The following is a 19,822-nucleotide window of genomic DNA, read 5'->3' as shown; positions in this document are numbered from 1 at the left end:
CACTCAAAAGCAAATGGGGCTTCGCTCGCCCCGATCCTGATGACAAAAACAATAAATCGAGGAATAGCGAATGAGTGCAGCCAACAAGACGTTGGATGAAAAGTACACGTTGGAAAGCGGGCGTATCCTGCTAACCGGTATCCAGGCGCTCGTTCGCCTACCCTTGATGCAACGGCAACGTGATCTTGCAGCAGGTTTGAATACTGCTGGGTTCATCTCGGGCTACCGTGGCTCGCCACTGGGCGGCCTGGACCAGGCTTTATGGAAGGCTCAGAGCCATCTCAAACAGCATCACGTTGTCTTTCAGCCCGGCCTGAACGAAGACCTGGCCGCTACGGCCGTCTGGGGATCACAGCAGGTCAACCTCTTCCAGGGTGCGCAATACGACGGCGTGTTTGGCATGTGGTATGGCAAAGGCCCAGGCGTTGACCGCTGTGGCGATGTCTTTCGCCACGCTAACGCTGCAGGCTCTTCACGCTTTGGCGGCGTGCTGGTTATCGCTGGTGACGACCATGGCGCTCGTTCTTCCACCCTGCCTCATCAGACCGAGCACATCTTCAAGGCCGTGATGATGCCGGTATTGTCTCCCTCCGGGGTGCAGGAATACCTCGATTTTGGTTTGCATGGCTGGGCCATGTCCCGCTATTCAGGCTGTTGGGTGGCCATGAAAGCCATTTCGGAAACCGTGGAAAGTGGCGCGGTGGTCGATGTCGACCCGCTTCGTGTACAGCCCAAGGTGCCTACCTATGAGCTCCCGGCGGATGGTCTCAACATCCGCTGGCCCGATCCGCCACTGGTGCAAGAGAAGCGCTTGCTGGAGCATAAGCTCTATGCCGCCCTCGCCTATGCGCGGGCCAACAGGCTCGACCGCATCACCCATGATTCTCCCAATGCCCGCATCGGTATCATCACGTCAGGCAAATCGTATCTGGAAGTCTGCCAAGCCCTGAAGATTCTGGGTATCGACGAAGACATGGCCCGGCAGATCGGCTTGCGCGTGTACAAGGTGGGCATGGTCTGGCCCCTGGAAGCCGAAGGCGTCCGGCATTTTGCCGATGGGCTGGAAGAAATTATCGTGGTGGAAGAAAAACGCCAGTTGATCGAATACCAACTCAAGGAGGAGCTATACAACTGGCGCGAGGATGTTCGTCCACGCATCGTAGGCAAGTTTGACGACAAGGGCGAATGGTCCCTGCCCCATACGGACTGGCTGCTCCCGGCCACCAGTGACCTGACTCCGGCGCAGATTGCCCGTGCAGTGGTCAAGCGCATCCTGCAACGCCAATCCAATGGCCTGCTGCAGATGCGCCTGGCGGTGTTGGATGCTCAGTTGGCGGCTAAAGGCGGACTGGTCACCAAGATGGCGCGGATGCCCCATTACTGCCCTGGCTGTCCACACAACACTTCTACTCAGCTCCCGGAAGGCAGTCGCGCACTGGCCGGGATCGGTTGTCACTACATGGCAACCTGGATCTACCCTGAGCATACCCAGACATTCAGCCAGATGGGTGGTGAAGGTGTTGCCTGGGTAGGACAGGCGCCGTTTACCCAGACAAAGCATGTGTTTGCGAACCTGGGCGATGGGACCTATTTCCACTCAGGGCTTCTAGCCATTCGCGCATCGGTCGCCGCGAAGGTACCAATTACCTACAAGATTCTTTACAACGATGCCGTGGCCATGACAGGTGGTCAGCCGGTAGACGGTACCTTGACCGTGCCGCAGATTTCACAACAGCTACGTGCTGAAGGTATCAAGCGCATCGTGGTCGTCACGGATGACCCGGACAAATACAAGCCAGTCAAAGGGCTTGCCGAGAATGTACCGGTCAAACACCGTGACGAGCTGGACGCTGTGCAGCGTGAACTGCGAGAGCACCCGGGCGCATCCGTCATTATCTACGACCAAACCTGTGCCGCCGAGAAGCGGCGTCGCCGCAAGCGTGGTGCCTATCCTGATCCCGCTCGTCGCGTTGTGATCAACGAGGCCGTGTGTGAAAACTGCGGTGATTGCAGCAGCAAGTCCAATTGCATGTCCGTGGCTTCGGTCGAGACTGAGTTCGGACGCAAGCGCGAGATCGACCAATCCGCTTGCAACAAGGATTTCAGCTGTCTTTCAGGTTTCTGCCCGAGCTTTGTCACGGTGGAAGGCGGAAAGCTGCGCAAGGCCAAGGCGCTGGCGGAAGACCCTTCCGATAGCTGGGATCTGCCTGAGCCTGTACTGGCCTCGGTCAGTGAGCCTTACAGCATTCTGGTAACCGGTGTGGGCGGTACAGGAGTCGTCACGATCGGTGCCCTGCTGAGCATGGCGGCTTATCTTGAAAGCAAGGGAGTGCTGACGCTGGACATGGCTGGGTTGGCGCAGAAAGGTGGCGCAGTGTGGACCCATGTCCGTATCGCCGAGCGGCAGGAGCAGCTCTTTGCACCCCACATTGCCGAAGGTGAAACCAACCTGTTGTTAGGTGGCGATCTCATCGTCAGTGCCAATGCCGAGACGCTTGATAAGCTTCGCCAGGGCGTCACCCATGCGCTCGTCAACAGCCAGGAAAGCGTAACCAGCCACTTTGTTCGCACCTTTGCCCATCAGGCAAACAGTGGCGATGTTCACACCCATCCTGATCCTCAATTCCAGTCTACGGACATGGCCGCTCAGATCGCCGAAGCCGTAGGAACGGATCGTGCCTTTTTCCTCAATGCCAGCCGTATCGCCACTGCGCTGATGGGGGATTCGATTGCAACCAATACCTTTTTGATGGGAGTGGCCTATCAGAAAGGTTGGCTGCCGGTTAGCCAGGACTCGCTATTCCAGGCGATCGAAATGAATGGCGCTGCCGTCGAGCTGAACAAAAAAGCCTTCATCTGGGGCCGTCGAACTGCCGTTGACCAGGCGCGGGTTGAGCAGAAGGTCAAGGAAGGCTCCGTTGTTACCGCGTCTCACCAGTTATCCAAAACCCTTGAAGAAGTGATTCTGCGGCGTGTGGATGATCTGACGGCGTACCAGAACACCGCCTATGCCGAGCGCTACCTTGCGCGTCTTGAAAAGATCAAGGCAGCTGACACAGTCCTGATGGGACAGCCTGGTGAATTGAGCGAGGCGGTTGCCCGTGCCTATTACAAGGTCCTGGCTATCAAGGATGAGTACGAGGTGGCGCGTCTGTACACCGATGGCGACTTCCAACGCAAGATTGCTTCGATGTTTGAAGGCGACTACACGCTCAACTTCCATTTGGCTCCGCCTATCTTCAATAAATCCAAGGCTGGTGAGGGTCCGAAGAAGCAGCAGTTCGGACCCTGGATGATGAAAGGCTTCAGCATGCTGGCGCGCCTGAAAGGTATCCGCAATACCTGGCTGGACCCCTTTGCCCGCACTGAAGACCGCAAGCGAGAGTTGAAGACGCTCAGGGAATACGAAGCCAACCTGGATGAAATCCTGCAGCGTCTGACGCCTGACAATTATTCCGTTGCAGTTGAGCTTGCCAAGTTACCGCTGGACATTCGGGGGTTCGGCCCGGTGCAGGAGCGTTATCTGGCTACTACCGAACGCAAGCGTGCCGAACTGCTGGCCCGCTTGAGGCAACAAGCCTCGTTTGTAGACGCTGCCGCTGAGGTACAGGAGACCCTGCAGCGCATTCGTACTACCCAGCTGTAAGGTGTTGAATCGAGCGGTTGCAGGAATGAGCCGCTCGTATCCCAATGCAGGAGGTAGCTTTATCAACGGCACGGCAAAATGTTAACCTAATCACAATTCGCATGGTGCGAATCAAGGATGCCCGAAAGGATTAGTGATGTATCGTAAAGCAGTTGCGGCTATCGGAATGGCCGTATTATTAAATGGATGTGCCTCTGGCTTGAACAGTTTTCAGAAGTCAGAACTCGACCGGTACGAAGCCCGCGGTCTGGTCGTTCAAGAAAAGAGCCCTGGTCTTGCAGCAGGCCTTGGCCTTCTTCCCGGAGGAGGTTCTTTCTATACCAGAGAATACGGCTTTGGCGTCGTGAATCTTCTGCTCTGGCCTCTTTCCATCATCTGGGACCCGGTTGGCGGTTACGATGCAGCCAAGGTCATCAACTATCAGGCCACCAAGGCTAAGCTTGATGCTGAGCGTGACAAGGACCTGGACACGCTTGATAGCCAGCTTCAGCTGGGTCAAATTGACATAACCCAGTACGCGCTGGAAAAGCGCAAGATTGAGAGCAAATACAAATAATTCCCCCCGCTCCCGCTGACATCATGACCAGCGGGAGCGGTACGCACTACGACGCCTTTCGCTGCGTCAGCTCCTCGATCATGATTTCCCGCATGCGAAATTTCTGAATCTTGCCCGTTACGGTCATGGGAAACTCGTCTACGAAGCGAACATGTTTCGGCACCTTGAAGTGTGCGATGTGGGCCTTGCAGAACTCGCGAAGCACCTCCTCCTGTGGGTAGTGCCCGTCATGCAGTTTGACCCAGGCGACGATCTCCTCACCGTACTTGTCGTCAGGAATGCCAATCACCTGAACATCTGCCACTGACGGGTGACGGAATAGGAACTCTTCGATTTCACGTGGATAGACGTTTTCACCACCCCGAATGATCATGTCCTTGCTGCGGCCTACGATCTGCACATAGCCCTGCTCGTCCATGCAGGCAAGGTCGCCCGTATGCATCCAGCGGGCACCGTCCAGCACGTCGGATGTGGCCTTTGGGTTTTCCCAATAGCCCAGCATCACGCTGTAGCCGCGTGTACATAACTCGCCTATCTGCCCACGAGGAACGATGCGGCCCTGCTCATCGATGATCTTGCTTTCCAAATGGGGCTGACTGCGGCCCACGGTGGTAACGCGGCGCTCCAGTTCATCGTCCGGGCCAGTCTGAAGAGAGACCGGACTGGTCTCGGTCATGCCATAGGCAATCTGCACTTCGCTCATGTGCATCTCGGTTATGACTCGGCGCATCACTTCGATCGGGCATGTCGATCCTGCCATGATGCCGCTGCGCAGGGAGGACAAGTCGCAACGCACACGTTCGGGATGATCAAGTTCGGCGATAAACATGGTGGGAACGCCATAGAGCACGGTGGCCTGCTCTTCCGAGACAGCTCTCAATGTTGCCAACGGCTCAAAAGATGGCGCTGGATAGATCATGGTGGAACCGTGGGTCAGGCAACCTAGATTACCCATGACCATACCGAAGCAGTGATACAGCGGTACGGGAATGACCAGACGATCCCGCTCGGTCAGCCCAAGGCTTTCTCCCACCATGTAGCCGTTATTGAGAATGTTGTAATGACTCAGAGTGGCTCCCTTGGGAAAGCCTGTGGTGCCTGAGGTGTACTGGATATTGATAGGGTCATCGAACTGAAGTAGCGCGCTGCGCTCATGCACATCAGCCGTGCTCGTTTGCTTGGCGAAATTGGAAAGATCACTCCAACGCAGGAAACCGGCAGGTGCCGTTTCGCCCAGCGTGATTATGCCGTGCAGACCCGGAAGGTTTACACAGCGCAGCCGCCCTGGGGGCTGGCTTTCAATATCAGGGAGAAGCTCGTTCAACATGGCGTGGTAGTCGCACGTCTTGAAGATATGCGCGCACACCAGCCAACGGCAGCCGGATTGCTTCAGCACATACTCCAGCTCACCTACCCGATATGCCGGGTTGATATTGACCAGAATGGCCCCGATTCTAGCGCTGGCAAACTGCGTGACGCACCATTCCATGCAGTTTGGTGCCCAGATACCCAGTCGGTCCCCCTGCTCTACACCCAATGCTACCAAGGCCCTGGCGCAACGCTCTACCTCCTCGGCCAACACCTGCCAGGTCAGCCGTACATTCTGGTGACGAACAATTAGCGCTTCGCGCTCAGGGTAACGGGCTACCGTAAGATCAAAGGCCTCTCCAATCGTCATGGCCAGTAAGGGCTTGTCTTGACGGCCCTGGGTATAGCTCGGTTGGTTCATGGCTTTCCCTTCTTGTCATTGTTGTGGGAGCTGCTGACTCATGTGGCTACCGCTAAAGCCTAGTTATCTTTACGTTAACGTAAAAGGCATGGCAAGTCGTTGTATCCAACCAGCACAGCCAAATTTCTGAAGAGGTGTCTGGCATGCTTGCGAGGTATTTGCATCTAGACGTTACCGAAGCGAGTTGACAGCTTCGCTGACCAGCTTTACGTTAACGTAAAGGTAATCCAGTTGAGTTTACATATGACGGCGAGTTACAGCATTTCCGATCTAGCCCGAGAGCTGGACATTACAACCCGAACCATTCGCTTCTATGAGGAGCAAGGCATGCTTACGCCCGAGCGACGTGGTCAGGAGCGCATCTACTCGGCCAAGGATCGCGTCACGCTCAAGTTGATTCTGCGGGGTAAGCGAATCGGGTTTTCACTGGCGGAGTGCCGGGAATTAATCGAATTGTATGACCCGAGTTCAGGTAACCAGAAGCAGCTCAATAGCATGCTGACCAAGATTGCGGAACGTCGCGAGCAGCTTGCACAGCAGCTGCTGGATATTCAACAGATGCAGCTCGAACTAGACACGGCTGAAGAACGCTGTCGTGCGGCGCTGGAGATGGCTAACGCAACGGCTTGATCCCCTTTTGCTTCCACCAGACAAAAACAATCACAGGTGACCCCATGACATACCCCTCGCTCAACTTTGGCCTCGGCGAAACCATCGACATGCTGCGCGAGCAGGTGCAAAGCTTTGTCAGAGCGGAAATCGCACCCCGCGCAGAAGCCGTTGACCGTGAGAACACGTTTCCCCATGACCTTTGGCGCAAATTTGGCGACATGGGTCTCCTGGGTATCACAGTGGATGAAGAGTACGGCGGCTCGACATTGGGGTATCTGGCTCATGTAGTGGCCATGGAAGAAATCAGCCGAGGCTCGGCCTCTATCGCCCTCTCCTATGGTGCGCATTCGAACCTGTGCGTCAATCAAATCCACCGTAATGGGACGCCTGAGCAGAAAGCCAGATATCTGCCCAAGCTAGTATCAGGTGAGCATGTCGGCGCCCTGGCCATGAGCGAGCCGAATGCCGGTTCTGACGTGGTTTCCATGAAACTGCGTGCAGAGAAACAGGGTGACCGCTACATCCTCAACGGCACTAAAACCTGGATTACCAATGGACCAGATGCCAATACCTATGTGATCTATGCCAAGACTGACCTGGATAAAGGACCACACGGCATCACAGCATTCATCGTTGAACGTGACTGGAAAGGCTTCAGCCGCAGCAACAAGTTCGACAAGCTGGGCATGCGAGGCTCCAATACCTGCCAACTCTTTTTCGATGGCGTCGAGGTGCCGGAAGAAAACATCCTTGGCGCCCTGAACGGCGGCGTAAAGGTACTCATGAGTGGGCTGGATTACGAACGTGTCGTACTCTCTGGCGGACCTGTCGGCATCATGCAGGCCTGCATGGATGTCATTGTCCCCTACATTCACGACCGCAAACAGTTTGGCCAGAGCATTGGCGAGTTCCAGTTGATCCAAGGAAAGGTGGCGGACATGTATACCCAGCTCAATGCCAGCCGCGCGTACCTGTATGCCGTTACCCAAGCCTGTGATCGAGGAGAAACCACGCGCAAAGATGCCGCGGGCGTCATTCTCTATACGGCTGAGCGAGCAACCCAGATGGCGTTGGATGCCATCCAGATTCTGGGCGGCAATGGCTATATCAACGAATTCCCAACCGGCCGCCTTCTACGCGATGCCAAGCTGTACGAAATCGGTGCGGGGACCAGCGAGATCCGGCGCATGTTGATCGGGCGCGAGTTGTTCAAGGAAACGATGTAACCCGCTTTTTATCCTGCGGACATTCCAATAACAACGCTGAAGCGAGATCCGCCATGACCGTTCTAACCAGTCAGCTCGACCCCCGCTCGCCTGACTTTATCCGCAATCAAGACGCCATGCAGGCACAGGTGGCGAACCTGCACGCGCTGCTTGCCCACATCCAGCAAGGCGGCGGACCCAAGGCGCAGGAGCGTCACACCTCACGCGGCAAACTGCTGGTACGAGACCGCATTGATCACCTGCTCGACCTCAACTCGCCTTTCCTGGAGGTTGCCCAACTTGCCGCTCATGAGGTTTATGGCGAGGACGTACCGGCGGCTGGCGTGGTAGCCGGCATTGGCCGAGTCGAGGGTGTGGAGTGCATGATCATTGCCAACGATGCGACGGTCAAGGGAGGGACGTATTACCCCCTTACCGTCAAAAAGCACCTGCGTGCCCAGGCCATTGCCAAAGAGAACCGACTGCCGTGCATCTACCTTGTGGATTCTGGCGGTGCCAACCTGCCCCGACAGGATGAGGTCTTTCCTGATCGCGAGCATTTTGGACGAATTTTCTTCAACCAGGCAACCATGAGCGCCCAAGGCATTCCGCAGATTGCGGTAGTGATGGGTTCTTGTACTGCCGGTGGCGCCTATGTGCCCGCCATGGCGGACGAAACCATCATGGTTCGCAACCAGGCCACCATCTTTCTGGCCGGTCCGCCCCTGGTCAAAGCCGCTACCGGTGAGGTGGTGACCGCTGAGGAACTGGGTGGCGCTGATGTACATTGCAAGGTGTCCGGCGTGGCGGATTACTACGCCGAGAATGATGAGCATGCCCTTGCCCTGGCGCGTCGCTGTATTGGCCATTTGAACTGGCGCAAACAGGGTCAGGTGCAGATGCGCTCCCCTGTAGCACCTAAATACTCACCCGATGAGCTTTATGGCGTTATCCCGGCAGATGCCAAACAGCCCTACGACGTTCGCGAAGTGATTGCGCGTCTGGTTGATGGTAGCGAAATCGACGAGTTCAAGGCGCTGTTCGGGCCTACTCTGGTTTGCGGTTTTGCGCATTTACATGGCTACCCCGTAGCAATTCTGGCCAATAACGGCATCCTGTTTGCCGAGGCGGCGCAAAAAGGTGCGCACTTCATCGAGTTGGCCTGTCAGCGAGGTATTCCGCTGGTGTTTCTTCAAAACATCACGGGCTTCATGGTTGGTCAGAAATATGAAGCAGGCGGCATTGCCAAGCATGGGGCCAAGCTTGTGACCGCTGTCGCCTGCGCACAAGTCCCCAAGTTTACCGTGATCATTGGCGGCAGCTTTGGCGCGGGCAATTACGGCATGTGCGGCCGAGCCTATGACCCCCGCTTCCTCTGGATGTGGCCTAACGCCCGTATCGCGGTAATGGGCGGTGAACAGGCAGCCGGTGTACTGGTGCAGGTCAAGCGGGAACAGACCGAGCGGACAGGCGGAGCACTCAGCCTGGAAGAGGAAGCGGCCATCAAAGAGCCGATCCTTGAGCAGTACGACCGTCAGGGTCACCCCTACTACTCCAGTGCCCGTTTATGGGATGACGGCGTGATCGACCCTGCCCAGACGCGTGAAGTACTAGCTCTGGCTATCTCCGCTTCTTTAAACGCACCTATTGAGCCGACCCGCTTTGGCGTGTTCCGCATGTAAGGAATCCCGCGATGACTTACCAGACCTTGCAACTTGACATCGACAGCCGCGGCGTTGCCACCTTGTGGCTGAACCGCCCGGAAAAAAACAATGCGTTCAATGCCGAGGTGATTGCCGAGCTCATTCACGCGTTGGAAGCAATTGGTTCTAATGAGGCCATCCGGTTTCTGATTCTGCGTGGACAGGGACGGCAGTTTTCCGCAGGAGCAGACCTTGCCTGGATGCAGGCATCGGCCACCTTGAGCCTCAAGGAAAACCATGACGATGCACAACGACTGAGTCTTTTAATGGAAACACTTCATGCCCTACCCCAACCTACGTTGGCGGTCGTGCAGGGAGCGGCCTTTGGTGGAGCGCTTGGATTGATTGCCTGTTGCGACATGGCCATCGGTTCGCAGGATGCTGTGTTCTGTCTTTCTGAAGTCCGCATCGGTCTGGCTCCGGCAGTGATCAGCCCTTATGTCGTCCGGGCTATTGGCGAGCGAGCCACGCGCCGCTATGCCTTAACAGCCGAGCGCTTTTCCAGTGGTCGTGCGCAAGCCTTGGGGCTACTGGATGAAACCTACCCGGCTGACCAGCTGGAAGCCGCCGTCAATGAGTGGAAAAACAATCTGCTCCTCAACAGCCCCGCAGCCCTTAAAGCCTGCAAGAGCTTGCTGCACCAAGTGGGTACGGCTGCAAACCTGGATGATGCATTGAAAGGTTATACCCAGCACTTCATTGCATCACTGCGGGTAAGCCCAGAAGCACAGGAAGGACTAGGCGCCTTCCTTGAAAAACGTATGCCTAGCTGGCAGGAGTCCTCCGTATGAGCATGTTAAAGCCTCTCGACACTCTCCTGATCGCCAATCGCGGCGAGATTGCCTGTCGTATCATGCGTACCGCCCAATCGCTGGGCATCCGAACGGTCGCCGTGCACAGCGAGATCGACATTACAGCCCGCCATGTTCGCGAAGCAGACCTGGCTGTTAACCTGGGTGGTAGTAAACCGGGCGAAAGCTATCTGTGTATCAACAAGATTATTGCAGCGGCCAAGCACAGCGGTGCCCAGGCCATCCATCCGGGGTATGGCTTTCTTTCCGAAAATGCAGCCTTTGCCCAGGCTATTGAAAAAGCAGGCCTGCTCTTTCTTGGCCCTCCCGCCTCCGCAATTGAGGCGATGGGTAGCAAGTCTGCCGCCAAGGCCCTGATGGAAACCGCCGGCGTGCCCCTGGTTCCCGGCTATCATGGTGAGGACCAGACGCTAGAAACATTCAGACAGGCCGCCGAGCAGATCGGCTATCCCGTTCTGCTGAAAGCGGCTGCCGGCGGTGGTGGCAAGGGCATGAAAATCGTTGAGCGAGAGGCCGATCTGGCTGATGCCCTGGCCTCGGCGCAGCGTGAAGCTCAATCTGCCTTTGGCGACGCCCGCATGCTGGTTGAAAAATACGTGCTCAAGCCTCGACATGTCGAAATACAAGTCTTTGCCGATCAGCACGGTCATTGTTTGTATCTGAACGAACGCGACTGTTCGATTCAGCGTCGCCATCAGAAAGTCATAGAAGAAGCCCCTGCCCCCGGACTTTCTCCTGCATTGCGTAAAGCCATGGGAGAGGCTGCCGTACGGGCTGCACAGGCGATCGGCTATGTCGGTGCCGGTACCGTCGAGTTTCTGTTGGACGACCGTGGCGAATTCTTCTTTATGGAGATGAACACGCGCTTACAGGTAGAGCATCCTGTGACAGAGGCTATCACCGGACTGGATCTTGTTGCTTGGCAGATTCGCATCGCCCGAGGTGAAGCCCTGCCCATCACTCAGGATCAGGTCCCGCTTGAAGGGCATGCTATTGAGGTACGCGTGTATGCAGAAGATCCTGGCAATGATTTCCTGCCCGCTACCGGTACCTTGCATCTCTATCAAGAACCCGCCAGTGGTCCAGGTCGCCGCATCGATAGCGGTGTAACCGAGGGTGATACAGTATCGCCCTTTTACGATCCCATGCTGGCCAAGATCATCGCTTGGGGCGAGAACCGCGAAGAAGCCAGACAACGTCTGCTCGCCATGCTGGAGCATACCCAGGTAGGCGGGCTGCGAACCAACCTGGCCTTTCTCAAGCGCGTTTTGGCTCACCCCGCCTTCGCGCGTGCTGAACTGGATACAGATTTCATTCATCGGTATCGGAATGAATTACTGCCAGCCCCTGCAGAGCATGACAATGATTTCTGGCAAGCAGCTGTTCAAGGCTGGCTAGGCAGTGAGCCGCCGGTAGCAATGGCTGATGACCCCAGCGCTCCCTGGGCATCGTTGCCCGGATGGCGAGCAGGCTTGCCGAATCGGCAGGCAGTAACGCTGATATGCAATGAAGAAAAACAGCGTGTTGTCTGGGATGGAAAAGATCGAAAGGTCAAGGCGCAGCGCCGCGACGACAACCTCTATCTGAATTGGCGAGGCGAAACCCACACCCTTACCCGCTTCGATCCCATACAGGCCGCAACCAATAAAACGGTTCACTCAGGCGGGCTTACCGCTCCTATGAATGGCAGCATTGTGCGGATACTGGTAGAACCAGGTCAGCGTGTTGAAGCCGGCGCTCCTCTAGTGGTTCTGGAAGCCATGAAGATGGAACATACCATCCGGGCCCAGACTCCAGGCATGCTCAAGGCCATCCTTTACCATGAGGGTGACATGGTCAGCGAGGGTTCAACCTTGGTTGAAATGGAGGCTGATGATGCTGCCTGAGCGTGTTCGTCTTGTTGAGGTAGGCCCACGAGATGGCCTTCAGAATGAAACACAGCCGATTAGCCTGGAGGACAAGGTACGGCTGGTAAATGATCTGACTGATACTGGCCTTGATTACATTGAAGTGGGTAGTTTTGTTTCTCCTAAGTGGGTGCCGCAGATGGCAGGGAGTTCTGATCTATTTTTGAAGATCTCTAAAAGGGCTGGTATTACCTATAGTGCTTTGACGCCTAACATGATGGGTTTCGAAGCTGCCTTGAATGTAGGTGTGAAAGAAATAGCCATCTTTGCAGCAGCATCCGAGAGCTTTTCTCAACGTAATATCAACTGCTCTATCAATGAGAGCCTGCAGCGGTTTAAACCTGTAATGGAGGCTGCACGGCAGCATGGGATTAGCGTCCGTGGGTATGTTTCCTGCGTACTGGGGTGTCCTTATGAGGGCGACATTACGCCTGATCAAGTCTTATCAGTTGCACGTGAACTGATTGATATGGGGTGCCGTGAAATTTCATTGGGTGACACGATAGGGATTGGTACACCGGGCGCTGTACGAACGCTCATAGGTAAGCTCTCCCAAGAGATTCCGTGTGATCGACTGGCTGTGCATTTCCACGACACTTATGGCCAGGCATTGGCCAATATCTATGCTGCCCTGCTGGAGGGTGTCTCTGTGGTCGATAGCTCTGTTGCCGGCCTGGGAGGCTGTCCCTATGCAACTGGTGCAAGCGGTAATGTGGCCACAGAGGACGTGCTCTACATGCTCAACGGCCTTGGTATCCAGACTGGAGTAGATCTTTCTCGGCTGATTGCCGCAGGTCAGCGAATCTGTGAGGTCCTAGGCCGCGATACAGGCTCTCGAGTCGCCAAGGCTTTTAAATAGCGCTCCTCCCCTACCGTTACGAGACTTTATAGGTACTCGTAACGGTTCATATGCAACGTACCCACTTTTACCGATCATGCTTCATGAGGTAAGCATCAACATCATGGAGCAATGCTAGAGGTCTGGATACATTGGGCGTATTTCCTACCGTTCGATTACTGCTCGAAACGCTGATTGCGATGCCGACGCGAATGCCCCGCTCCGCTGATCTGGAAGGAAAAGATGAAGCTGGAGCACTGGAAAAATATTTGGTTAGACAGCGATTCATTTCTACGGCTGGTAATGCCCCTCTTCTCCTGGCATGAAAGCTACGTTTGTATGAAGCCAGCTTCTTAACGTAGCGGTTTTTCCTGATGACTTGTTGCTTTTATGGAGGTGTTTGAAAAGCCTATAAAGGGGCTGGTATTACTTAGGCACTACAAAAAGGGACGCACATGGCGCCCCTTTTTCTACTGTTTGATGCCTGCTGTACTTAGGCAATCTGGCCTTCCAGCGCAGGCTTTTCATCGGCACTCAACTGGCCGTTGATGGCGATGCGCTTGGGCTTGGCCTCTTCCGGTACTTCACGCAGCAGATCGATGTTGAGCAGGCCATTCTTCAAGCTCGCGCCCTTCACCTCAATGTGGTCAGCCAGGCGGAAGGACAGCTTGAACGCACGCTGGGCGATGCCCTGGTGCAAGTAGGTCACGCTGTCGGCGCTCTTCTCACGGCGGCCGCTCTTCACGGTCAACACGCCCCGCTCCACTTCGAGCTCAAGGTCGTCTTCGGCAAGGCCGGCAGCCGCGATCACGATGCGATAGCGATCGTCGCCATGCTTTTCCACGTTATAGGGTGGATAGGAGCTGCCCGACTCGTTGCGCAATGCGGATTCGAACAGGTCATTGAAGCGGTCGAATCCAACGGAATGGCGGAACAAGGGAGCAAGAGAGAATGCAGTGTTCATATAGGGAATCTCCTGAGTCATCAGCAAGTTTCAACGCAGGGCCCGGCTTCGGCGCCCTGCAGAATTCCATATAGGAACCCGCTCGCTTTTTTCAAGTAGCACGCCCGACGAACGGTAAATCTTCACCTAGTATCAGCCGATGTGTGCAGGAGTCGGTAGATGAATACGGCTTCGCTGCGTATCGGTGCAACTTCTTTCGTATTGGCGTCGACTTTATGACGATCAGAAGACAGCAAAATGCAATAACGAGACATGCGTCTCACTTTTCTAACGCTATGAACGCTACCCTTTCAAGCACGTGAGATGGACGGGTTTGAGCAACGCAGTATTCATGCTGAAGGTAAGAAGTTGATTCAGCTATGAAATTTTTGATCCCCGCCAAATCTCGCCGTTGTTGTCGAGTAAGTGCTCGTAACGGTTGCCCCATTAAATTGGAAACCGTTTGCAAACTGCCTGTGCGTAGTATGCAAACGCTATAGCGGCTGGAAAATCTCGTTTCAGATCGCCTGAAATTTTTCTCAGGCGAGGCTCAGGCTGAACAGTTCACCGTTCTCATGGCCGGTCGTAGCTGATGGAGCTCCAGCAATATTGAGACTGGTTCAGAGCCTTTGCTCCCGTCTCCCTACCGATTTCGAGATACCTTTCATGGCTAAATACAACAACGCCCTGCGCCGCACCGAAGAAATCTTTTTTGATGATCGCAAACGCAACGAACTGATCATTATCCCGCACGATACTGATGAGATTAGCGAAATTGAGGCACTTTTGACTCAATTATCACGTGCCTCTTTACGAGTCATCCATAAAAATGGCCAGAAGGCGACATTGATGATTCTTCAGGGCTGGAAGTCCAATCCCAAAAAAATCACGGCCAGCTTTACGCCGGGCGTGATTGATGTATTGGGACGTGACCTGGAACCCAAGGATCTGCTGGCCCTAGCTATCGAAAAAGCAACTTAACCCGTACTGCAACACCGTACAGGTACGATAGAACCATTTGGCTTATTCAGGCCAAATGGTTAGTCACATCCGTAGAAAAGTGTCTAGCGGGTACAGACTGCCTTCCTAATGGACTGTAGATACAGGTCTGCCTGCTGCTCAAGCCATTGCCGTTTTGTAACTGCCTGCTCCCGCATCTTGCCCTTCTCCAGCATCTTTGCATCTGCATCTACATTGAGCAGTACCGCCGATAACCCACCCTGCAATAACAGACTCCCAGACAGTATGTCGCTCAGCACATTCTCGGATGTAAACGAAACGCCTTCTTCCGCCAGACGAAGCAGTTCGAGACAGGTTTCTGCTGTTTCCAACGGGACCTGCGTGGCCTCGACCACGGCATCTTGTACCTCCTGCTCACGTTCTTCTGCCTGGATTGAGGAATGCTCCGGTAGTCGAGCCGCATCCATGTATCGCTCAAACGCTCTTACATCTGCGTCGGCGTAGGTACCAAGCTTCGCCATCTGCTGCTCGACGCGCTTGATCAGCTCGCTCCGACCAGGAGCAGCCGATTTGGATTCGCTGATCCGCAGCGCCATGAGTATCAACGCACTTCCCATCGTGGCCGAGACGACCGCTGCTGCCCCACAGCTGGGTGTCGGGCTGTTGGCAGCCGTTGCATCACGAAAGGCTGCCAGCGTCATGCTCCAGATACTGCTCATGATTCACACCTGCACTCTTTGTCTGTTCTTATCAGAGCGGCCAGCAAGCAAATACGTTTCCAACGTAAGTGTTAACAGATTATATGGATGTGCATATATACGAATTTTCATATATTAATTATAGTGCCTCCCTTATTGAAGGAAGCCATATGTCCCAATCCCTGACGCCTTCACTCCTGTTTAAATGCCTCGCCGACGAGACCCGTGCACGCATGACATTGCTGATCCTTCAAGAGGAAGAGCTATGTGTATGTGAACTCGCCAGCGCTCTGGATGAAATCCAACCAAAGATTTCTCGCCATCTGGCACACCTGCGCCAATGTGGACTGCTAGCGGATCGTCGCCAGGGCCAATGGGTGTATTACCGGATTCACCCAACCTTGCCCGGGTGGATTCAGGCTGTCCTTCGGAGCACGCTGGAAGCCAATCCAGCGTGGCTCGCGGTAGACATGGACCGCCTGCACAAAATGGGTAACCGTCCCGAGCGTAAGGCGCTTTGCTGTTAACCAACGTCAACCTTCCATCGAGTTTCATGCATGCTGATTGCATCTCTGATCTTTCTGATAACGATCGTTCTGGTCATCTGGCAGCCCAAAGGGTTAGGCGTGGGCTGGAGCGCATCCCTAGGAGCCGTTCTAGCACTTCTGACAGGTGTCGTAAGCCTGGGAGACATTCCGGTCGTATGGCATATCGTATGGAATGCTACTGCCACCTTTATCGCCATTATCGTCATCAGCCTGCTACTGGATGAGGCAGGCTTTTTCGAATGGGCCGCATTGCATGTCGCCCGCTGGGGTGGCGGCAACGGACGCAGGCTGTTCGCGTTCATTATCCTGCTGGGGGCTGCGGTTTCTGCCCTGTTCGCCAATGACGGTGCGGCGCTGATCCTCACTCCTATTGTCATCGCCATGCTAATGGCCTTGCGCTTTTCTCCAGCCGCCACGCTGGCATTCGTCATGGCGGCCGGTTTTATTGCCGATACAGCCAGCCTGCCGCTCGTGGTATCCAACTTGGTAAACATCGTTTCGGCGGATTATTTCGGCATCAGCTTTGGCGAATATGCCGCCATCATGGCACCCGTGAATATCGTGAGCATTCTGGCCACGCTGATTATGCTGCTCTGGTTTTTCCGCCGTGAAATTCCTCAGCACTACGACTTGGCCCAGATCAAGGCCCCCCGTGAAGCCATACGCGACCGTGCAACGTTCATTGCTGGCTGGTGGGTGCTGGGCCTTTTGCTCATTGGCTTCTTCATCATTGAGCCGATGGGTGTACCTATCAGCGTTATTTCTGCGGCCTGTGCCCTGCTGCTATTCGTAATTGCGGCGCGAGGTCATGTGATCAGCACCCAGAAGGTGCTCAAGGACGCTCCCTGGCAAATTGTCGTCTTTTCCCTTGGGATGTATCTGGTGGTATACGGGCTACGCAATGCGGGCCTGACAGACTACGTGACGCAGGCGTTGAAATATTGCGCTCATTACGGTGTATGGGGCGCTGCAGTCGGAACCGGCCTGCTAACCGCTTTTTTGTCGTCCATCATGAACAACCTGCCTACGGTTCTCATTGGAGCGCTTTCCATTCATGACAGTGAAACCAGCGGTGTGGTCCAGCAGGCCATGATTTACGCCAACGTTATTGGCAGCGACCTGGGCCCGAAGATCACCCCTATCGGGAGTCTGGCCACGCTGCTCTGGCTACATGTTCTTGCACGCAAGGACATTACGATTACCTGGGGTTACTACTTCAAGGTAGGTATCGTGCTTACCCTGCCCGTTTTGCTCGCGACGCTTGCTGCGCTCGCTCTGCGTTTAAGTCTGTAAGCGCCAGGAGGTTTTATGAAAGTACTGTTCATGTGTACCCATAACCGTTGTAGAAGCATTCTATCGGAGGCAATGTTCAATCATCTGGCTCCTGATGGATTCGAGGCGGTTAGCGCTGGTAGCCATCCTAGCGGGGAGGTCAGTCCATTGACTTTACATGCTCTAAAAAGGGCTGGTATTACAACGGAGGGACTTTATAGCAAGTCTTCCGACGTGTTTGCTGACGCTCCGCCTGATGTGGTTATTACCGTCTGCGACCGGGCAGCTGGCGAAGCCTGCCCGGTCTATTTTGGTCATGCACTCAAGGCTCATTGGGGGCTGGAGGATCCCTCTGCACTGGAGGCCAGCGAAGCGGATATTCAGCAAGCCTTCGAGAAAACGCTAAGGGTCATCGAGCAGCGCGTGCAGGCATTCCTTGCCCTACCATTTGATCGGTTGAATCGGGACGAACTCCGCTCCGCAGTTAATGCGCTTGGCAACTGACCGGGAGGCTTCACTTGGATAACCTGCCGAATCTCGATATGTCCCTGATCGACATTCCCGCTGTCGAGCGCCTGGATAGTCAGCAGCCCCTGCCCCATAAGCCCAGGATCCTGTTGCTTTATGGATCGAACCGAGAGCGCTCCTTCAGCCGACTCCTGACACAGGAAGCTGCTCTTCTGCTCGAACATTTTGGCGCCGACGTCCAAATTTTTGACCCTTCAGGTCTCCCCTTGCCTGACGATGCCCCCGATACCCATGAGAAAGTCATTGAGCTGCGGGAATTGATGCAATGGTCAGAAGGTCAGGTATGGTGCTCACCTGAGCGACACGGCTCCATGAGCGCCGTTTTCAAAGCACAAATCGACTGGGTTCCGCTGGCCATGGGTGCGGTTCGCCCTACCCAAGGCAAGACCCTCGCTGTTCTGCAGGTCTGCGGAGGCTCGCAGTCCTTCAATGTCGTGAATCAGCTGCGTGTTTTAGGTCGTTGGATGCGGATGTTCACGATTCCAAATCAGTCCTCGGTACCCAAGGCGTTTCTGGAATTCGATGAGGCAGGACGAATGAAACCTTCGCCCTATTACGATCGCCTGGTGGACGTCATGGAAGAACTGATGAAGTTCACGCTCCTGCTCCGTGGGCGCCAGACGTATCTGGTAGATCGTTACTCGGAACGCAAGGAATCTGCCGAGGCACTGTCCCGGCGCGTCAATCAACGCTCCCTCTGATCGAGATAGACTTCAATCTCCTGAACGGTGCTCCGTGCCGTTCGGGTGACGCCTACCAGCGTTGCTGATGCCATACCGGTCCACTCACCGTAGCCCACGAGCCACACACGGGGCTCCTTGACCGAACGAGTGCGGTTAACCTGAACGCGTCCATCCGGCTCGACTAGCCCCAGCGCTTCCAGATGCGTCAACGCAGGCCTGAAGCCCGTGCACCAGATTACCGCGTCTACTGCAATTTCATGTCCGTCGGACCAGACTACGCCGCTCTCAGTAAAGCGCTCGAATGGCCGCACGGCCCGTAATACGCTTCGTGTCCTTGCCTCCTTCACGCTGGGAACCATGACAATATCGCCCAGCCCACCCGCGGGCTCATCCCAGACGCGGCCTTCCTGCTGCGCCCTCCAGCGCTCGGTTGCTCGCTCGAACAAGACATATCCATCCACATCGTCCGGTAGAAATTGTGGATCCGCCAGGGTAATCCAATGAGCCTCTGCCACCCTGGATACTTCAGCCAGGATCTGAGCCCCTGAATTGCCCCCTCCGACAATCAATACGCTTTTGTCCATAAAAGGCTCGGCATTGACATACTGTGCCGAATGAATCTGCTGTCCGCTGAACAGTGTTTGGCACGGATAACGAGGTGTGTAGGGATGTCGCCAGGTTCCGGTTGCGCTGACTACCGCCTGGGCTAGCCATGCCTCTGCGCCAGCCTTGACCAGCAAGCCGTCCGGGCGTGACTCAATGCTCTCTACCCAGACAGGACGCCTGATGGGAAACCCGTAACGCTGCTCATACCGGGTCAGATAATCCAGGACATGGTCACGCGAAGGCGTTTCTTCGTGGGTAGGAGGCATGGGCCAACCAGGAATGGAGCTGGAGCTGGCCGGTGAGAAAAGATACAACGAATCCCACCCGTGTTGCCAGGCACCACCTGGATGCTGCTCTGCATCCAGCAACACGAATGAACGTGACGTACGGCGCAGGAAATAGGCAACTGCCAGCGCGGACTGCCCTCCTCCTACCACAACCACGTCAATCTGCTGCATAACCCTGCTCCACCCTGCCACTCTCAGTAGTTTCTGACCGTTCATGCACCCTAGGGGTGCCTACCGCTTCGACACCTTGATCAAACGATCAAGGCCAAATGCAGTCACATCTATAACA

Annotated in this window: 17 protein-coding genes; 13 read left to right on the top strand and 4 right to left on the bottom strand. The window is 55.3% G+C overall.

Annotated features, from left to right (window positions below):
- Positions 1 to 70 precede the first annotated feature (70 nt).
- The gene (locus JQR90_RS09975; RefSeq protein WP_286790684.1) at positions 71 to 3,646 is read left to right on the top strand and encodes an indolepyruvate ferredoxin oxidoreductase family protein; all 3,576 of its coding nucleotides are present in this window, start codon (positions 71 to 73) and stop codon (positions 3,644 to 3,646) included.
- Positions 3,647 to 3,782: 136 nt separating this feature from the next.
- Positions 3,783 to 4,202 carry a hypothetical protein gene (locus JQR90_RS09970; protein WP_434139972.1) on the top strand — a complete coding sequence of 140 codons (420 nt, stop codon included), beginning with the start codon at positions 3,783 to 3,785 and terminating at the stop codon, positions 4,200 to 4,202.
- A gap of 46 nt (positions 4,203 to 4,248) precedes the next feature.
- Here JQR90_RS09970 and JQR90_RS09965 read toward each other — a convergent pair whose 3' ends face one another.
- Positions 4,249 to 5,931, bottom strand: coding sequence for an AMP-binding protein (locus JQR90_RS09965; protein ID WP_010798314.1), 1,683 nt, complete (start codon positions 5,929 to 5,931; stop codon positions 4,249 to 4,251).
- Positions 5,932 to 6,174: 243 nt separating this feature from the next.
- On the opposite strand from JQR90_RS09965, the gene JQR90_RS09960 reads away from it, so the two are divergent.
- Genes JQR90_RS09960 through JQR90_RS09935 form a run of 6 tightly spaced genes read left to right on the top strand, consistent with a single transcriptional unit; the run spans position 6,175 to position 13,029 of the window.
- A complete protein-coding gene (locus JQR90_RS09960; protein ID WP_010798313.1) occupies positions 6,175 to 6,561 on the top strand; it encodes a MerR family transcriptional regulator in 387 nt (128 codons plus the stop codon).
- Positions 6,562 to 6,605: 44 nt separating this feature from the next.
- On the top strand, positions 6,606 to 7,769 hold the full coding sequence (locus JQR90_RS09955) for an isovaleryl-CoA dehydrogenase (RefSeq protein ID WP_010798312.1): 1,164 nt from the start codon (positions 6,606 to 6,608) through the stop codon (positions 7,767 to 7,769).
- 53 nt (positions 7,770 to 7,822) lie between these two features.
- Positions 7,823 to 9,430 (top strand): carboxyl transferase domain-containing protein, encoded by a 1,608-nt coding sequence (locus tag JQR90_RS09950; protein ID WP_073449726.1) that lies wholly within the window; start codon positions 7,823 to 7,825, stop codon positions 9,428 to 9,430.
- Between the two features lie 11 nt (positions 9,431 to 9,441).
- On the top strand, positions 9,442 to 10,242 hold the full coding sequence (locus JQR90_RS09945; RefSeq protein ID WP_010798310.1) for an enoyl-CoA hydratase-related protein: 801 nt from the start codon (positions 9,442 to 9,444) through the stop codon (positions 10,240 to 10,242).
- Complete coding sequence (locus tag JQR90_RS09940; protein WP_409440443.1) at positions 10,239 to 12,149, top strand: acetyl/propionyl/methylcrotonyl-CoA carboxylase subunit alpha; 1,911 nt, start codon at positions 10,239 to 10,241, stop codon at positions 12,147 to 12,149. Before JQR90_RS09945 ends, JQR90_RS09940 begins: the two co-directional genes overlap by 4 nt.
- Positions 12,136 to 13,029, top strand: coding sequence for a hydroxymethylglutaryl-CoA lyase (locus JQR90_RS09935; protein ID WP_037030240.1), 894 nt, complete (start codon positions 12,136 to 12,138; stop codon positions 13,027 to 13,029). The genes JQR90_RS09940 and JQR90_RS09935 overlap by 14 nt, the downstream gene beginning before the upstream one ends.
- A gap of 472 nt (positions 13,030 to 13,501) precedes the next feature.
- On the opposite strand, the gene JQR90_RS09930 is transcribed toward JQR90_RS09935, so the two are convergent.
- Positions 13,502 to 13,972, bottom strand: a complete 471-nt coding sequence (locus JQR90_RS09930; protein WP_010798307.1) for an Hsp20 family protein — start codon at positions 13,970 to 13,972, stop codon at positions 13,502 to 13,504.
- A gap of 645 nt (positions 13,973 to 14,617) precedes the next feature.
- Here JQR90_RS09930 and JQR90_RS09925 point away from each other — a divergent pair.
- On the top strand, positions 14,618 to 14,932 hold the full coding sequence (locus tag JQR90_RS09925; RefSeq protein WP_010798306.1) for a hypothetical protein: 315 nt from the start codon (positions 14,618 to 14,620) through the stop codon (positions 14,930 to 14,932).
- Between the two features lie 83 nt (positions 14,933 to 15,015).
- On the opposite strand, the gene JQR90_RS09920 is transcribed toward JQR90_RS09925, so the two are convergent.
- Positions 15,016 to 15,630, bottom strand: coding sequence for a cyclodeaminase/cyclohydrolase family protein (locus tag JQR90_RS09920; RefSeq protein ID WP_434139971.1), 615 nt, complete (start codon positions 15,628 to 15,630; stop codon positions 15,016 to 15,018).
- A 149-nt stretch (positions 15,631 to 15,779) separates the two neighbouring features.
- On the opposite strand from JQR90_RS09920, the gene JQR90_RS09915 reads away from it, so the two are divergent.
- From JQR90_RS09915 to arsH, 4 genes are read left to right on the top strand one after another with little or no spacing between them, the layout of a single operon-like run.
- A complete protein-coding gene (locus JQR90_RS09915; protein ID WP_010798304.1) occupies positions 15,780 to 16,136 on the top strand; it encodes a metalloregulator ArsR/SmtB family transcription factor in 357 nt (118 codons plus the stop codon).
- A 30-nt stretch (positions 16,137 to 16,166) separates the two neighbouring features.
- Positions 16,167 to 17,450 carry an arsenic transporter gene (locus JQR90_RS09910; protein WP_010798303.1) on the top strand — a complete coding sequence of 428 codons (1,284 nt, stop codon included), beginning with the start codon at positions 16,167 to 16,169 and terminating at the stop codon, positions 17,448 to 17,450.
- A 15-nt stretch (positions 17,451 to 17,465) separates the two neighbouring features.
- On the top strand, positions 17,466 to 17,933 hold the full coding sequence (locus JQR90_RS09905; RefSeq protein ID WP_010798302.1) for an arsenate reductase ArsC: 468 nt from the start codon (positions 17,466 to 17,468) through the stop codon (positions 17,931 to 17,933).
- A gap of 38 nt (positions 17,934 to 17,971) precedes the next feature.
- Positions 17,972 to 18,658, top strand: coding sequence for an arsenical resistance protein ArsH (arsH, locus tag JQR90_RS09900; protein ID WP_037030931.1), 687 nt, complete (start codon positions 17,972 to 17,974; stop codon positions 18,656 to 18,658).
- On the opposite strand, the gene JQR90_RS09895 is transcribed toward arsH, so the two are convergent.
- Positions 18,643 to 19,704 (bottom strand): ArsO family NAD(P)H-dependent flavin-containing monooxygenase, encoded by a 1,062-nt coding sequence (locus JQR90_RS09895; RefSeq protein WP_010798300.1) that lies wholly within the window; start codon positions 19,702 to 19,704, stop codon positions 18,643 to 18,645. The genes arsH and JQR90_RS09895 overlap by 16 nt on opposite strands.
- Positions 19,705 to 19,822 lie beyond the last annotated feature (118 nt).

This window comes from Pseudomonas sp. JZ114, assembly GCF_051027705.1.
GTDB lineage: Bacteria > Pseudomonadota > Gammaproteobacteria > Pseudomonadales > Pseudomonadaceae > Chryseomonas > Chryseomonas luteola.
Note: the sequence above shows the minus strand (reverse complement) of the source record. Positions and strands in the feature narration are given on the sequence as shown.

What these genes read in the sequence shown, in the direction of transcription:
- JQR90_RS09975 (WP_286790684.1), top strand. Translation starts at nt 71, where the DNA reads ATGAGTGCAGCCAACAAGACGTTGGATGAAAAGTACACGTTGGAAAGC.
- JQR90_RS09970 (WP_434139972.1), top strand. Translation starts at nt 3,783, where the DNA reads ATGTATCGTAAAGCAGTTGCGGCTATCGGAATGGCCGTATTATTAAAT.
- JQR90_RS09965 (WP_010798314.1), bottom strand. Translation starts at nt 5,931, where the DNA reads ATGAACCAACCGAGCTATACCCAGGGCCGTCAAGACAAGCCCTTACTG.
- JQR90_RS09960 (WP_010798313.1), top strand. Translation starts at nt 6,175, where the DNA reads ATGACGGCGAGTTACAGCATTTCCGATCTAGCCCGAGAGCTGGACATT.
- JQR90_RS09955 (WP_010798312.1), top strand. Translation starts at nt 6,606, where the DNA reads ATGACATACCCCTCGCTCAACTTTGGCCTCGGCGAAACCATCGACATG.
- JQR90_RS09950 (WP_073449726.1), top strand. Translation starts at nt 7,823, where the DNA reads ATGACCGTTCTAACCAGTCAGCTCGACCCCCGCTCGCCTGACTTTATC.
- JQR90_RS09945 (WP_010798310.1), top strand. Translation starts at nt 9,442, where the DNA reads ATGACTTACCAGACCTTGCAACTTGACATCGACAGCCGCGGCGTTGCC.
- JQR90_RS09940 (WP_409440443.1), top strand. Translation starts at nt 10,239, where the DNA reads ATGAGCATGTTAAAGCCTCTCGACACTCTCCTGATCGCCAATCGCGGC.
- JQR90_RS09935 (WP_037030240.1), top strand. Translation starts at nt 12,136, where the DNA reads ATGATGCTGCCTGAGCGTGTTCGTCTTGTTGAGGTAGGCCCACGAGAT.
- JQR90_RS09930 (WP_010798307.1), bottom strand. Translation starts at nt 13,972, where the DNA reads ATGAACACTGCATTCTCTCTTGCTCCCTTGTTCCGCCATTCCGTTGGA.
- JQR90_RS09925 (WP_010798306.1), top strand. Translation starts at nt 14,618, where the DNA reads ATGGCTAAATACAACAACGCCCTGCGCCGCACCGAAGAAATCTTTTTT.
- JQR90_RS09920 (WP_434139971.1), bottom strand. Translation starts at nt 15,630, where the DNA reads ATGAGCAGTATCTGGAGCATGACGCTGGCAGCCTTTCGTGATGCAACG.
- JQR90_RS09915 (WP_010798304.1), top strand. Translation starts at nt 15,780, where the DNA reads ATGTCCCAATCCCTGACGCCTTCACTCCTGTTTAAATGCCTCGCCGAC.
- JQR90_RS09910 (WP_010798303.1), top strand. Translation starts at nt 16,167, where the DNA reads ATGCTGATTGCATCTCTGATCTTTCTGATAACGATCGTTCTGGTCATC.
- JQR90_RS09905 (WP_010798302.1), top strand. Translation starts at nt 17,466, where the DNA reads ATGAAAGTACTGTTCATGTGTACCCATAACCGTTGTAGAAGCATTCTA.
- arsH (WP_037030931.1), top strand. Translation starts at nt 17,972, where the DNA reads ATGTCCCTGATCGACATTCCCGCTGTCGAGCGCCTGGATAGTCAGCAG.
- JQR90_RS09895 (WP_010798300.1), bottom strand. Translation starts at nt 19,704, where the DNA reads ATGCAGCAGATTGACGTGGTTGTGGTAGGAGGAGGGCAGTCCGCGCTG.